This is a genomic window from Chryseobacterium sp. UYP7 (assembly GCF_056279225.1).
The window spans coordinates 507506-521730 of sequence record NZ_JBWBQW010000002.1; the positions used below are offsets into that span (position 1 = coordinate 507506).

Annotated in this window: 12 protein-coding genes; 7 read left to right on the top strand and 5 right to left on the bottom strand. The window is 37.8% G+C overall.

Translation table 11 applies throughout. The annotated features are described in order from the left end of the window. The first annotated feature begins 43 nt into the window (after positions 1-43). Complete coding sequence (locus tag ACZ9HT_RS06620; RefSeq protein ID WP_476039674.1) at positions 44-478, top strand: universal stress protein; 435 nt, start codon at positions 44-46, stop codon at positions 476-478. A gap of 79 nt (positions 479-557) precedes the next feature. Here ACZ9HT_RS06620 and ACZ9HT_RS06625 read toward each other — a convergent pair whose 3' ends face one another. Further along, entirely contained in the window at positions 558-791 is a 234-nt protein-coding gene (locus ACZ9HT_RS06625; protein ID WP_476039675.1) for a hypothetical protein, read from the bottom strand. 42 nt (positions 792-833) lie between these two features. On the opposite strand from ACZ9HT_RS06625, the gene ACZ9HT_RS06630 reads away from it, so the two are divergent. From ACZ9HT_RS06630 to ACZ9HT_RS06640, 3 genes are read left to right on the top strand one after another with little or no spacing between them, the layout of a single operon-like run. Then, positions 834-1742 (top strand): DUF6427 family protein, encoded by a 909-nt coding sequence (locus tag ACZ9HT_RS06630; protein WP_476039676.1) that lies wholly within the window; start codon positions 834-836, stop codon positions 1740-1742. A gap of 5 nt (positions 1743-1747) precedes the next feature. Then, the gene (locus tag ACZ9HT_RS06635; RefSeq protein WP_476039677.1) at positions 1748-2335 is read left to right on the top strand and encodes a DUF3109 family protein; all 588 of its coding nucleotides are present in this window, start codon (positions 1748-1750) and stop codon (positions 2333-2335) included. A gap of 19 nt (positions 2336-2354) precedes the next feature. Continuing rightward, entirely contained in the window at positions 2355-2999 is a 645-nt protein-coding gene (locus ACZ9HT_RS06640) for an MgtC/SapB family protein (RefSeq protein ID WP_476039678.1), read from the top strand. A gap of 72 nt (positions 3000-3071) precedes the next feature. On the opposite strand, the gene ACZ9HT_RS06645 is transcribed toward ACZ9HT_RS06640, so the two are convergent. The 3 genes from ACZ9HT_RS06645 to ACZ9HT_RS06655 all read right to left on the bottom strand — a co-directional run bounded on the left by ACZ9HT_RS06645 (position 3072) and on the right by ACZ9HT_RS06655 (position 7580). Beyond that, positions 3072-4406, bottom strand: coding sequence for a trigger factor (locus ACZ9HT_RS06645; protein ID WP_476039679.1), 1335 nt, complete (start codon positions 4404-4406; stop codon positions 3072-3074). A 194-nt stretch (positions 4407-4600) separates the two neighbouring features. Further along, complete coding sequence (locus ACZ9HT_RS06650; RefSeq protein ID WP_476039680.1) at positions 4601-7057, bottom strand: TonB-dependent receptor; 2457 nt, start codon at positions 7055-7057, stop codon at positions 4601-4603. A 169-nt stretch (positions 7058-7226) separates the two neighbouring features. Next, a complete protein-coding gene (locus ACZ9HT_RS06655) occupies positions 7227-7580 on the bottom strand; it encodes a hypothetical protein (RefSeq protein ID WP_476039681.1) in 354 nt (117 codons plus the stop codon). A 91-nt stretch (positions 7581-7671) separates the two neighbouring features. Between ACZ9HT_RS06655 and pfkA the strand changes: the two genes are divergently transcribed. From pfkA to ACZ9HT_RS06670, 3 genes are all read left to right on the top strand, one after another. Next, positions 7672-8658, top strand: a complete 987-nt coding sequence (gene pfkA, locus ACZ9HT_RS06660) for a 6-phosphofructokinase (protein WP_476039682.1) — start codon at positions 7672-7674, stop codon at positions 8656-8658. 35 nt (positions 8659-8693) lie between these two features. After that, positions 8694-9698 (top strand): type I glyceraldehyde-3-phosphate dehydrogenase, encoded by a 1005-nt coding sequence (gene gap / locus ACZ9HT_RS06665; RefSeq protein ID WP_476039683.1) that lies wholly within the window; start codon positions 8694-8696, stop codon positions 9696-9698. Between the two features lie 773 nt (positions 9699-10471). Further along, positions 10472-11281: an oxygenase MpaB family protein gene (locus tag ACZ9HT_RS06670; RefSeq protein WP_476039871.1), complete on the top strand. Its 810-nt coding sequence runs from the start codon at positions 10472-10474 to the stop codon at positions 11279-11281. A 55-nt stretch (positions 11282-11336) separates the two neighbouring features. On the opposite strand, the gene ACZ9HT_RS06675 is transcribed toward ACZ9HT_RS06670, so the two are convergent. Next, on the bottom strand, positions 11337-14204 hold the full coding sequence (locus tag ACZ9HT_RS06675) for an alpha-amylase family glycosyl hydrolase (protein ID WP_476039684.1): 2868 nt from the start codon (positions 14202-14204) through the stop codon (positions 11337-11339). Positions 14205-14225 lie beyond the last annotated feature (21 nt).

Here is a 14225-nt window from a genome sequence, read left to right on the forward strand (position 1 = left end):
AATGGGAAAATTAGTGTAACTTTAAACAACAAAAACAATTATCATGGTTAATATCATTTTACCTGTAGATTTCGGTGATTCTACAGATGCTCTACTAAAAGGCGCATTAAAATTCGCAAAAGAAATTAAAGGAAAGCTTTGCCTTATTCATGTTGCTCCGGCAGACATTGGTTTTGCGATCGGCGATATGGGATTTCAGTATTTCCCGGAAGTGGAACAGAATGAAATAAAACAGGAACTTCTGAGCCTAAATAATTTAGAACAACGTATTTTAGCAGAAGGGGTCGAGTGTGAACACTTATTAAAACAAGGTATCGCGGGCGACATTATTTTAGATTTTGCGAAAGAAAAAAACGCAGGATATATGGTGATGGGTTCCCACGGCAGAAGCGGTATTTACGATGTTTTCGTAGGGAGTTTAACAAAAGAATTAACGCGGCGTTCTGTTATACCGGTTTTGGTAATTCCGGTTCATTAAAATAATTTACCTCCTAAAAACATTAATCCCGAAATTATAATAATTTCGGGATTTCTATAATAAAAATAGTATCAATTATTTAGTTTTCCTGCTTGTGAATTTTTGGGTCGTAATAAGGGTGAAGACCTTCAGTAGGCGAATGATATTCTTTATCTGTATTTCCCCTTAAAACGGAGATCAGCACATAACACCAATAGCAAAACAATGCAGTCGCAACGAAGAATAAAATCCAGTTTACAAAATTTGATGCGAAGTCAAAAAATCCGAAAGACCATTTGAAGAACCTGCTTATTAATAGAAATATAGACGTCATTATTTTCCTTTTTTAAATTAACTTTGCACAAATTTATAAAAAATGTTTCGATTACTTTCAAAAGAAAGCAATATTTTTTCGATACCTGTTTACATTGGCGTTCTTCTGTTAATTGTAATTGGATTCAACTTTCTCGATTTCAATACGTTAGATGTTTTTTCTGCTATTATTACTTTTGCAGGTATTGCTTTGGGTTATTTCTGCTTTAATGCGCTTGCACTGAATTACCAAACCCATTTGCCCTTATTTTTATATACCGTGATCATTTTTTCCCTTTATCTGGGAGATCTGGATATTGGGATCGCCGTTTCCCTCTTCACCAACTCTATTATTCTGTTGCTGTTAACCAATATTGATATGGTCTTGCGGAAAAATTCTTACATTTTGGTTGGAGCCATCTTAGCCCTAAATTTCATCTTCCTGCCCACAACATGGCCCATGGCAATTTTTGTAATTCTACACATTATTGGAACTTCCGACAGAGTTGGGTTGCATGTTTTCCGCCTTTTTTTCGGGATGTTCTTAGTGGCACTCTCCTATTTCGGCATTGCCTATTTTTTAGATATGAATTCCTGGAACCCGGCTTACTTCCCGTTCCATGATTTTGAACCTTCCAAGGATCTCATGAACCTGATCTGGATCCTACCAGTTGCCTTGATGCTCATTCTTGCGGTGGTGGACCATTTTAGAAACTTTAATAAGAAAAGTCCCACGAGTAAATTCAAATATTCTTTTTTACTCATTTTTTCTCTGGCGCAGCTAATAACGATTTTCTTATACATGGGAAATCATTTTGAATACTTACTTTTGCTGGCAATTCCGGCCTCTATAATCCTCAGCAGAATGTTGAAATTTCTGCCTAAAAATTGGATGAGAGAAACAGGTTTTTGGGTGATCATCTTATCGCTTCTTCTGTTTAAACTTTCCAATTATTTTACTTTTAATATATAATACTCATGATCCAAATTGAAGATAAATTAATTTCTGAAGATGTTTTTGCTGTAGAATTTGTGTGCAACCTTAGCAAATGCAAAGGCGCGTGCTGTGTTGCCGGCGATGTTGGAGCACCTTTAGATAAAGAGGAAACCGTGATCCTCGATCGAATTTTCGAGCAGGTTAAACCTTATCTCCGGCCGGAAGGAGTGAAAGCGCTGGAAGAACAGGGAACCTGGGCGATTGATCCGCAAGATGGCGATTATGTTACGCCAATGGTGAATGGCGGCGAATGTGCTTATGTCATTTTCGATGAGAAAGGCATTACAAAGTGCGGTATCGAAAAAGCCTATGAAGACGGCGCTGTAGATTGGCAAAAACCTATTTCCTGTCATCTTTATCCAATTCGGGTTGATGAATACAGAACTTTTACGGCATTCAATTATCATAAATGGGAGATCTGCAGCGATGCCTGCACTTTAGGAAAAGAATTGAAGGTTCCTATTTATAAATTCCTTAAAACTCCTTTAATCAGAAAGTACGGCGAAGAATTCTACCAGACTCTTTGCGATGCCGCAGATGAATGGCAAACTGAATACGGTCCGAAATAATTCATAACTTTAAATAAAAATGCAGGAACATTTTGAACTTTTAGACGTTTACAAAGCGGTCATTTCTTTGATCGCCGGATTGATCCTTGGTTTTGAAAGAGAAATGAAAGACAAATCTGCGGGCTTAAAAACCATTACCGTTATTACCTTAGGTGCTACTTTATTGTCAATACTTTCTTACAAACTCGCCGGAAATGGTGATCCAACAAGAATTGCTTCTTACATTGTGAGTGGAATTGGTTTTCTTGGAGCCGGCGTTATTTTCAAAAATGGTTTTAATGTTTACGGATTAACAACCGCCGGAATCATCTGGATTGCAGCGGCTGTTGGAATGGCAATTGGTTTTGGTGAAGTTTATATTGCTTTTACTTTTTTAATTTGCGCGCTAATCATTATTTATTCTGCAAAATATTTAACGAAACATTTCCTGCCCCAAACGCACAACAAAAAACTCGTAGTTGCGCTACCGATACAACTGTTCTACAAAAAGGAAGGCATCATGAAAGCGATTAAAACCCTGGCAAAAGACAGCACCGAAACGGCTTTGGAAAAAAGAAACGGAATGCTGCTGATCAGTTTAGATGTAATTATTAGTTCTGAAGCCATGGTTCACCTGGAAAATTTTCTGGTAATGAATCCTGATCTCGATTCTTTCAGTTATTAGATCTTGAAGAGTTTGAAAACAAAAAGATCCGTCTCGATAAATCGGGACGAATCTTATATTAAGTACGAAAAATTACTTTTTCATTTCTTCCAAAAACTCATCGTGAGAGATCTTGGTCTCTTTTTTAGAGGCTTTTTCTAAGATTACATCTTTCAGCTTTGCCATTCCAACTTCAGATGAGATGTGACGAACCTGCTCCTGATCTTTCAACATTTCAGCCGCATATTTCTGAACTTCGTCATCACCTAAATGATGAATTCCGTACATCGCCAATTGATTTCTTACCATCTGTTCTGCCTGCGCTAAAACATCCGCATAATCCAGTTTAATTTCGTTGTCGTTCATCAATTTACCTTCCAAGATCTGGTATTTTAACTGATTTTTTTCAGTTTCCAAAATTTCTTTAGCCTGATTTTCATCATTGATGTTTTCGTTGCTGTGAATTAACCATTTTACTAAGAAAGTTTCCGGAAGTTTAACTTCTTCTTTCTCGTTGATCTGCTCCAAAACTTTGTTTACAAAATGAACATCTGCATTTTGCTGGAAATATTCATCCAACTCAGTTTTCACTTTTTCTTTTAATTCTTCTTCAGATTTAATAGTTCCTTCACCGTAAACTTTATCGAATAATTCCTGATTCAGTTCCGCTAAATTTAGACCGAAGAAATCTTTCACTTTAACTTCGATCTGATCGTGGTGTAAATGCTCCAGTTCTTCTTTGCTAAAACTTAATTCTTTGGCCAACTCTTCGTTTGCTTCCAGATCAGCTTTAGAAACTTTCACAGACTCATCCATTTTCAAATCTTTCACCAATTTGAAAGCTTCTTTTTTGGTAGCATCAATGGTAATGTTTTTTGGTGCATGCTGGTGTTCTCCTTCTGCTCCTTCGTCGACAACCTGACTAATTACCAAAGCAATGTTGGAATCATCAGCAATCGCATCCTGTGGAACCTGCTCAGCGAAACGCTTTTGCATGTTTTCGATGCTTTGACCAATTTCTTTTTCAGAAGCTTCTACTTTATAATGTGGAGCTTCATATTTAGAAAGATCTATTTTGAAATCTGGTTCGTAACCAACTTCAAAACCAACAGAAAGTTGTTCTGCGTTATGATCTAATTCATCAACAGGTTGTGGAACCGGCTGACCAACTAATCTTAATTTATTATCGTTCACGTAACCGTTCAACGCTTCAGAAACCTGTTTGTTGATCTCTTCAAAAGCAATTCCTGCTTCGTACTGTTTTCTCACCATGCTCAATGGCACTTTCCCTTTTCTAAATCCGGGAACCTGTGCATTTTTTGCGTAGTTGATCAACTGTTTTTCAACTTTTTCTTTGTAATCTGATTTATCTAATGTAACGGTAAGTAATGCACTTACGTCGTCATGGTTTGTAGCTGTAACGTTCATTATAATTAATTGAAATTTTAGGTTGCAAAAATAGTAATTTTTTTTTAAAAGTTGAGGACGATAAAATGCTAAAAAACGTTAAAAATCAATTGGTAAGCTTAAATTTTGTAAAGATGCGACCCGAATCAGGTTACTAAAAAGTAAAAAGTGGTTACGGATCGCGCTTTCCTCATTAAATTTTATCGTCCACAATTTTAGAATGTTTTGACCAGTTTAAAACTTATGTTTCTGCCCATATTGTAAATTCCAAGATGTCCGTTTGGCGATGATGAATAGTCCTCGAAATATTTTAATCTGCTCAAATGATCCTGATACGCAACATCAAATAAATTATTTGCCAGAAAATAAACATCTACAATGTTGCCCCCGTTTCTGTCTTTTAAGGACGTTCCAAAACCTAGATTTATCAGTGAAAAACCTTTGGTTGGCGTTTCTGTATCATCATAACTGTAAACCCTGTCTTGCGTTGCGGTATACTGCAACTGTAATTTTAAAAACGTTTTAGAAAATAGATTGGAATTTTCCAGCAGATCGTAACGCAGTTCTGAAACTAAACGGAAAGGTGGGATCTGCGGTACATATTTATTGTCATTATTTCTTTCTGCGCCCGTAAAACTTTTATTGTCCCCATAGATCAAAGAGGCAGAATTTTCAAAATGCAGATTTTTAATGATATGAAAATCAATGTTACCTTCTAAACCGTACAGTAAAACTTTTCCCTGCTGAAATTTGTAGGTTGGATATTCCTGACCGCCGCTTTCGCTTAAAATATCATTTCCGTCCGCATTCTGTAAACGGGAATTAAAAATGTAATTATTAATTTGATTTACAAATAAACTGGTGCCGATATTTAAAACTTTGGAGGAATAAGTTGCGCCAATATCTGCCTGATTGCTAAATTCCGGTTTAAAGGCAGTATTCCCGATCTGGAAAAATCCTGTTCCCGGATGAACGCCGTTTGCAGAAATTTCTGAAATATTCGGAGCTCTGTAGCCGCGAGCTAGATTGGCTTTTAAAGACCAGCTTCTGTTGAAAACATAACTTCCTCCCAAACTTCCCGTCACGCCGTCAAAATTAGTAGAATAATTACTGAAAGGCTGATCCGCACCCACTCTGTCATTTCCATAAACCGGTTCATCAAAACCAGTTACTGCATTGGTTTTTGTAAATAATTCATCATTTTTAAATTTCCGATGATCATACCGGATTCCACCTGCTAAACTGAGTTTCTCCCAGTCTTTTTTAATGGAAATAAATCCGCCCAGATCAAACTGACTGTAAGAAGGGATCACAAATTCGGTTCCGCCCAGAACGTTGTTATTTTGATTCATTCCGTTAACGCCAAAAACGATTGCCCATTTATCAAACTCCGGCAAATAATATTTTAAATCATAATTGAAGGTATTCAGTTTCAAAAATAATCCGGGTGTATCTTGATAAGGTTCTTCGGGATGGCTAAACTCTCTTCTGCGGCTGCTTTGAAAAGCAAAATTGGCATCTAACCTGCTGTTTCCGAGAAAGAAACTGTTCCGAAGATAAGCTCTGTAATGCTGAACTCTTTGGTGAATTACCGAAATATTGTAAGATGTTAAATCTCTCTGACTTACGATCGGTCGAAAATCATCATTTTCTGTAATCTGGCTGGTAAATTTTCTGGAAAGAGAATCTCTGCTGCCATCCGGAATTTCCTGCTGATCATCAAAAAGCGAAACATTCAAATGACTGAATCCCCACTTTTTATGAACGCCTAAAAAAACATTGGCCGCCGTTTCATTAAATCCTGTATTGTAAACTCTGCCATCAATGGAATTTTTATAATCGATCGCTCTTTTTTTAGAAAACCTCCCACCATATTCGAAACCGTTTTTATTCCCTGTTAAAAATAACGAACTGCCTAAAAGACGGTTATTACTTTGATATTCAGCAAGTGCAGAGCCCGATATTTTTCCTTCCGGTCCTGCACTCGTTGGAATTAAATTAACAACACCCGCCAAAGCATCAGATCCATACATCAAACTTGCGGGACCTTTAATGATCTCGATTTTATCAATGCCGTAATCATCAACTTCAATTCCATGCTCATCGCCCCACTGTTGGCCCTCTTGTCGAACTCCATCATATAAAGTCAGGATTCTGTTGAAACCAAGTCCTCTAATGTAAGGCTTCGAAATATTTGGTCCGGTTGTGACCGTACTTACCCCAGGAATTTTTGCGATCGCATCAATGATATTTGTAGAAAGATTGGTGGTGAGATATTCTTTATTAATACTCACAATTGGTAAAGGTGACTTTTTAATTTGCGTGGCTTTCGAGGAACCGGTAATAACGACCTCAGCGATTTCTGTCGAACTTTTATCTAAATTGAAATCTGCTGTAGTTTTGCCCTTTACAGATACGGTTTGCGAGTAAGATTTGTAATTGGAAACACTTGCTTCCACCAAATAATCGGCCGCGGGAATGTTAGTGAAGGTGTAATTTCCCGATGCATCAGTTAATGTAGAATTGTGCAGATCGGCGATTGTAATTTTAACTTTTGAGAGGGATTTGCTGGTATTTAAATCGACTACTTTACCTGTTAAAGAGTTCTGCGCATATCCGAAAAAACCAAGAGTCAGACCTAAAATTAGGCTGATTATATATTTAAAATTCATTTTATTTTATTTAAAGTTGCTGCAACAAATAGAATTTGTTACAAATAATGGAAATATATCTCCCGGGAATTTATTTTAAATTTAAATTCCAGGAAAAATCCCGACGAAAGGCACACTTATGTTTTCCAAAAATCTGGAAATCTAAGTTGTTTTTAAATCGGTAAAAATTTTAAATAAAATTGGGCGGACCCCGAAGTTGTAAATAGAAAAACTCCCTTTTCGCAAATCTTTGTTGATAAGCAAAAACCTGTTTTTGAAAATCTTCACTTTTAGTAAAACTAAATTGAAAATCCTGTGGAACTAAGGAATTTCCGGCGTAAAAAATATGACAGGAAAGACATTCAGAATATGCTTCGGTCATTGTACTTGTTGAAAACGTTTTCTCTGATTTCTTAAAATGGAAATCTTTAAAAACCTCTGCACTGCCGTGATTGTGAAAATTCTGAGAATATAAAGCCACAAAAATATAAACGCTTCCAAAAAAGGCAGCGAAAATTCTTTTGAATTTTTTTTCTCTTAACATTCTGCAAAAGTAGTCAATTTTACCAAAAGTTATACAACAAAGCTTTAATCTTTAAACTTGTTTTCGTAAATTTGTAGTGAAATTTTTATGTATGAAAGAAAGTGCTGTGAAAAAGATCGCAGTTTTTACTTCAGGAGGTGATGCTCCTGGTATGAATGCGGCTTTAAGAGCGGTAGTAAGAACTGCAAGTTATTATAATATAGATTGTTACGGAGTCCGGGAGGGTTATAATGGTTTGATCAATAATGATTTTACCAGAATGGGACCCCGATCTGTAAAAAATATAATCACAGAAGGTGGCACTATTTTAAAATCTGCGCGTTCCAAAGAGTTCATGACCAAAGAAGGCCGGCTAAGAGCCTACGATAATTGCGTGAAACACGGAATCGACGGTATGGTTTGTATCGGTGGAGACGGAACTTTTAAAGGTGCAGAAGTTTTTTACAAAGAATATGGGATCAAAGTAATCGGTGTTCCGGGAACTATTGATAACGATATTTTTGGGACGGATAATACGATCGGGTATGACACGGCGCTCAACACCGCAATGGAAGCCATCGACAAAATTCGGGATACCGCAACTTCGCACAACAGAATATTTTTTGTTGAAGTGATGGGTCGTGACGCCGGATTTATCGCCCTAAACAGCGGGATCGCAACAGGAGCGATCGGCATATTAATTCCAGAAAAAAAAGACAGTATCGAAGATCTTTTCGGAAGGTTTGAAAGAGCCGAAAAAGCCGGAAAAGCTTCGAGTATCGTTGTTGTAGCAGAAGGTGAAAAACTGGGAACCATCTACGATATCGCGAAAGCGACACAGGCAGGATTCCCGGATTATGATATTCGGGTTGCAGTTTTAGGACACATTCAAAGAGGCGGTTCACCGAGTTGTGCAGACCGCGTTTTAGCAAGCAGATTAGGTTATGGTGCTGTTGTTGGATTAATGGAAGGCAAAACGAACGTTATGGCCGGAATGCAGTCTAATAAATTAACTTTTACAGCCATCGACGAAGCAATAAAAAAACATAACGAAATGGATCAGGATCTACTGAAGCTTTCAGAGATACTAGCCATTTAAGAAGTAATAAAATCAAATTTAAATAAAGAAAAATTATGTCAACAATCAAAGTAGGAATCAATGGATTCGGTAGAATTGGTCGTCTTGTTTTCCGAGCAATGGCCGAAAGAGAAAACATCGAAGTTGTAGGGATCAATGACCTTATTAATGCCGAATATATGGCATATATGCTTAAATATGATTCTGTACACGGACAATTTAACGGCGAAGTCTCTGTAGAAGGAAACGACCTTATTGTTAACGGAAAAAAAATCAGAGTAACTGCAGAAAGAGATCCTAATAACCTAAAATGGAATGAAGTAGGTGCAGAATATATCGTAGAATCTACCGGTTTATTTTTAACCAAAGATGCTGCTCAAGCGCACATTAATGCTGGTGCAAAGAAGGTAATTCTTTCTGCTCCGTCCAAAGATGACACGCCAATGTTCGTAATGGGGGTAAATCACCAAGAATTGACAGACGATATCAAAATTTTCTCCAACGCTTCTTGTACCACCAACTGTTTGGCGCCGATTGCAAAAGTAATGCACGACAACTTTGGTATTGTTGAAGGCTTAATGACAACTGTTCATGCAACTACTGCGACTCAAAAAACAGTGGACGGACCATCAATGAAAGACTGGAGAGGTGGCCGTTCCGCTTTGAACAACATCATCCCTTCTTCTACAGGTGCTGCAAAAGCAGTAGGAAAAGTAATTCCAGCCTTGAACGGAAAATTAACCGGAATGTCTTTCAGAGTTCCAACAGCAGACGTTTCTGTAGTTGATTTAACCGTTAGATTAGAAAAACCAACTTCTTACGAAGAAATTTGCCAGGCAATGAAAGCTGCTTCAGAAGGTGAATTAAAAGGAATTTTAGGATACACCGAAGATGCAGTAGTTTCTCAGGATTTCGTGGGCGAAAAAAGAACTTCAGTATTCGACAAAGACGCTGGAATCATGTTATCTCCACAATTCGTGAAGATCGTTTCCTGGTATGACAACGAAATGGGATACTCTAACAAATTAGCTGATTTGTTGGTACATTCTGCTTCTCTATAGGACATAAGCAATTGATAATAAGCAATTAGCAATAAACCTCTCGAATTTCGGGAGGTTTTTTTGAACGATGATTTGGGCAATCCCCTCGCCTGTCTTTTCCAGCCGCTCGGGTCGGGCTATCCGTTATAATCTTTTTCCTCACCCCAACCCTCTCCAGAGGAGAGGGCGCCAACGCAAAAAAAGGATTTCCACTACTATCCCTATTGCAAGGCAGTTATAACAACAAAATTGGTTTAAAAATTGATAAAAGAAATGCGTATCTTAATAAAGTCAAAAATTCATTTAATTGATAAAAAAAATTTCTACTTTGCTAAGCGAAGCGCCTTTGCCTCAACCTTAAAAAAATCTTTGCGACTTTGCGTGAAAATAACCCACCGTTAAACATGAAACCAACATTCCAGAACTCACCGCACTTCATCAACTATTGGGAAAAAGGAAACGGCAAAGAACTTCTGGATTGGTCAGGTGTAAAACCAAACCCCGAAACCTTTCAAAAATTTGCGCCACTTTACAATAAGGTCGACGATACTGGAGATGAAGTGGTAAAAGAAACTTATCTTAAACTCCCTTATAAGGACGCCAGTTCTTTAATTCAAAAATATTCTACCCAAAAAATATCGGTTGACGAAAACGCACCGGAAAGCATAAAAAGGTTATTTTTCCAGATGCAGGCAATCCCCGATTGGTTCGATGAAAATTTAGCGAATGCTGGCGCACGATTCTGCATGCGAACCGGTGCGAACGGTTTAATTATTCTTCGGGATTTCACTTTAATGGGCGGTTACGATTTCGCGTACATCAGCAAGCCCTTAATTTTTACCGGCGTTCTAAAAAAAGGAGCGGTGAAAAGACTTAAAGATACTTTAGAGTTCTGGGTGAATGTCACCAGAGAAAATGCCTTAAAACCGAATTCAGAGGCTTACCAACTCATCGTGCGAACCCGATTAATGCATTCTTACGCGCGTTTAAAGATCAATGAAAAAACAGAAACCTGGGATTATCAGAATTGGGGCAAACCCATTAATCACTGGGATATGATCGCAACGTACACCGGATTTTCCCTTGTCTTTATGCAGGGTTTAAAGAAATTAGGAATTGAGATCTCCCCTGAAGAGGAAAAAGGCGTTTTTCACCTTTGGAAATATATTGGATATTTATTAGGAATCCCAGCAGAATATTTACCCGAAAATCCACAGGAAGCGGTAGAACAATTTTACTGGTGGACGACTATTCAGGATGAAGGCGACACGGATTCTGCACAGTTATCGAAGGCTTTGTTGCAGGAAAATTTAGACAACACCATTTATAAACGTCCCTTTCAGCGAAAAATGCTTTTGCGGCTCCATCAAAGTATGAACTGGTATTTGCTGGATGAAGAAATTAATATTCGACTGCAGATTCCTAAACCTAAAAAGGCTTTTTCCATCTTTCCGAAAATAGTAAAAAAAGCAAACTTGATCTCCCAAAAAATTTATCTTCGTAATAATAAGCAATATCAAAAACTTGTAGAAATGGGAAGCGAGGTTCAAAAAGAAGTGCTCAGCGATTACATTAAACACACGCCGAAAGACTTTCATTACTAAACAAAAAACGGTTCGCAAGATTTGCGAACCGTTTCAATATAATAATTTAAAAGAATTATTTTACAATCATCTTTGTTACGGCAACTCCTTTTTCAGATTTCAACTGTATGAGATACATTCCGGTTTTTAAACCATTGATTGAAATGGTTTCGTCACCATTATCTTTCGCAACATTTACTGTTTTAATAAGCGTTCCCGCTAAATCGTAAATCGCAACTGTTCCATTTTTCCCATTCGTGTAGCGGATTGTCGCTGTTTCGTTTGAAACTGGATTTTTCGTCAGCATTAGAGAAACTGCATTCTTATTTTGGCCAACCTCATCGGTTCCTAAAGCGGAAGCATTTCCGAAAATTCTAAATCCGCCTGGTTCAATCGCAATTGGCGAAGTTGTACTGGAAACCGTAAAAGAAGCGTTGTCCATTAAATTGTACCAACTTCCAACGTAAGGAAAATCTGGAACGATATTTTGAGTTGTTAAAGTAAAGTTCGCTAAAACTACTACGTTTTTCAAGGCACTTGCGGTAGTTGCATTGCTGATATAAATTCTAGGCATCAAATTTCCAGATTCTACGGTGAAGGTTTTGGTGTTGAAAACATCACTTGATAATCTCAATTCTAAAATTTTTGCCCAAGTATCTTTCACTGATTTTCTGGCAGCATTTGTATCATAATTAAGCCCAAAAGCTGATTGTTTAGGATCTAATTTACAGTCTCCCGGAATTGAATCGTCACCGGTATTAACGGTACCATTCTCACACGTGAAGATACTTTTGTCATATCCTAATTCTGCGAACTGCCAGATCATTTTCGGTCCTGGAACAGTAAGAAAAACTGCAGCATACGCTTTTTGTCTTTCCAAAGAAGTTGCCAGATCTTTCACATTATAACTACCATTCGAAGCTCCCGAAGTCAAATTTTTATACATCAATCTTTCTTCATCATGACTTTCGCCATAGCTCAAAGCTCTTCTGTCAGAAAAACCGTGTGCAGAATATTTTACTCTGTTGAAACTGCTGTTTGGCGCAAATCCCATCGTATTTTGGTTGTAAGGCGAGGTTTCTTTGTCCCACATCATTACTCCTTTTCCTTCACTTATTCTGTAATTCGCCCATTGCCCTTCTTCAGAATCAGTTCCTAAATGTTCGAAAATAATATAAGAAGTTGGGTCGTAACTCCACTGATTATCGGCATAAGCTTTCAAAATATTTACGCGGTCTTGTTGATAAGCATTGGTACAGGCATCATCTCCTGCGGTACAATTTTGCGTAAAACCTTTGGTAAGATCCCAGCGGAAACCATCTACTTTATATTCTTTGATCCACTGTTCTAAAACACGGTTAACGTAATATTTCGTTTCCGGTTTTGAATGGTTGAAGTCATTAAACACACTATATGAATGTTTTGCTACCTGATTAAAATAAGGATTATCTGCAGCCGGATCGCCGAAGCCATCGCCATCCGGATCAATCATCCACATTCTTTCGATCGGGCTTCTTCCGGTTGCGTGATTTAAAGCAATATCTAAAATTACTGCAATCCCATTTTGATGACACAGGTCGATAAATTCTTTAAATTTTTCCGGAGTTCCGTAGGCTTTATCTAAAGCGTAATGGAAGGCCGTGTTGTAACCCCAGGAATTATTTCCGTCAAATTCCATTACGGGCATTAATTCAATAGCGTTGATCTTTAATGATTTTAAATACTCAATTTTATCAATTAAAGACTGCCATGTTTTTTGGGTCGTAAAGTCTCTTACCAATAATTCATAAACGATCAAATTTTCTTTAGCGGGTTTTGTAAAGTTCGTAACCGTCCAGTTGTAGGCAGGTTTTGCAGTTTGAACTACAGAAACCTCGAAGTCCTGACCTGCAGGATAAACCGGAAGGTTGGGATAAACCATTGCATCCTGATTGATATACTGATCATCGTATGGCGAAAGAACCAGAGACGAATAAGGATCAGCGACTTTAATTCCGTCGGCTGTTCTGTATTGGAAAGTGTAGATCTGTTGCGGAGTTAATCCGGTGATTTCTGTCCAGAATAAATTGGGATTTGTCGTGTCTTTCTTCATCAGATAAGTCGCACTTACCGTCCAGTTGTTGAAACTTCCGATCACGTGTGCGTAAGCTTTTCCAGGCGCATATAACGCCAAACCAACTTTCGTCGGATCTGCCGGATCATAACTGATCCCCTGTTTCATATAAGCCGGAATTGCAGCTGTTTGAACCGGAATCGCCAGCGAAACGGTAAATGTTTTAGTTACCGAAGTTCCATCTCCCGGATTTGTAGCAACAACATCAATCGTGGCATCTTGCGTTACTGTGTAGGGGAAATTTAAGGTTGTAGAAGAAGTTGAACTTGTATAAACAGGAGTTCCATTTTGTTTAACCACGTAATTTGCAGCAATCGAAGAAGTTCCTGTAATATTGATAACCGATCCAGAACTTAAGACATTTGTACTGCCGGGAACTGGATTCGTTAAATTAAATTGAAATTTACCAACATTGATCAAAATGTCCTGAGACTGAACAGATCCGCTTACCGTTTTAACAAGCATTCCAATTTTTGAAAGTGGATTTGCCCGGTTCCCGTAAAAAGATTTTACGGTATTCATGGTATACGTGTAAGTTCCTGTAGCACCAGCACTCGACACATACGTTAATTTGTTAACGGGATTTGAAGCTGTCCACGCTCCATTGGTCGGACAATCTACCTGAGAATTGTTTGAATCTACAGACCAGGCCCAAAGATAAAGCGCATGCGAAGATGCAACACCAAAAGCGGTTTCGTTCACTGTAAAAGTTAACATGATCGCCTCGGTTTCATTAAAAGTGGGTGGATTTACAGAATACGAAATAGTCTGCTGGGCAATTGCCAGATAAGGCAAAAAAATCGCCAAAAATAAGGTGTAAAAATATTTCATTTTAAAAAATTTTAAGGTGGT

Excerpts from the sequence above, each read along its gene's own strand:
- ACZ9HT_RS06620 (WP_476039674.1), top strand. The coding sequence starts at position 44 with ATGGTTAATATCATTTTACCTGTAGATTTCGGTGATTCTACAGATGCT.
- ACZ9HT_RS06625 (WP_476039675.1), bottom strand. The coding sequence starts at position 791 with ATGACGTCTATATTTCTATTAATAAGCAGGTTCTTCAAATGGTCTTTC.
- ACZ9HT_RS06630 (WP_476039676.1), top strand. The coding sequence starts at position 834 with ATGTTTCGATTACTTTCAAAAGAAAGCAATATTTTTTCGATACCTGTT.
- ACZ9HT_RS06635 (WP_476039677.1), top strand. The coding sequence starts at position 1,748 with ATGATCCAAATTGAAGATAAATTAATTTCTGAAGATGTTTTTGCTGTA.
- ACZ9HT_RS06640 (WP_476039678.1), top strand. The coding sequence starts at position 2,355 with ATGCAGGAACATTTTGAACTTTTAGACGTTTACAAAGCGGTCATTTCT.
- ACZ9HT_RS06645 (WP_476039679.1), bottom strand. The coding sequence starts at position 4,406 with ATGAACGTTACAGCTACAAACCATGACGACGTAAGTGCATTACTTACC.
- ACZ9HT_RS06650 (WP_476039680.1), bottom strand. The coding sequence starts at position 7,057 with ATGAATTTTAAATATATAATCAGCCTAATTTTAGGTCTGACTCTTGGT.
- ACZ9HT_RS06655 (WP_476039681.1), bottom strand. The coding sequence starts at position 7,580 with ATGTTAAGAGAAAAAAAATTCAAAAGAATTTTCGCTGCCTTTTTTGGA.
- pfkA (WP_476039682.1), top strand. The coding sequence starts at position 7,672 with ATGAAAGAAAGTGCTGTGAAAAAGATCGCAGTTTTTACTTCAGGAGGT.
- gap (WP_476039683.1), top strand. The coding sequence starts at position 8,694 with ATGTCAACAATCAAAGTAGGAATCAATGGATTCGGTAGAATTGGTCGT.
- ACZ9HT_RS06670 (WP_476039871.1), top strand. The coding sequence starts at position 10,472 with ATGGGCGGTTACGATTTCGCGTACATCAGCAAGCCCTTAATTTTTACC.
- ACZ9HT_RS06675 (WP_476039684.1), bottom strand. The coding sequence starts at position 14,204 with ATGAAATATTTTTACACCTTATTTTTGGCGATTTTTTTGCCTTATCTG.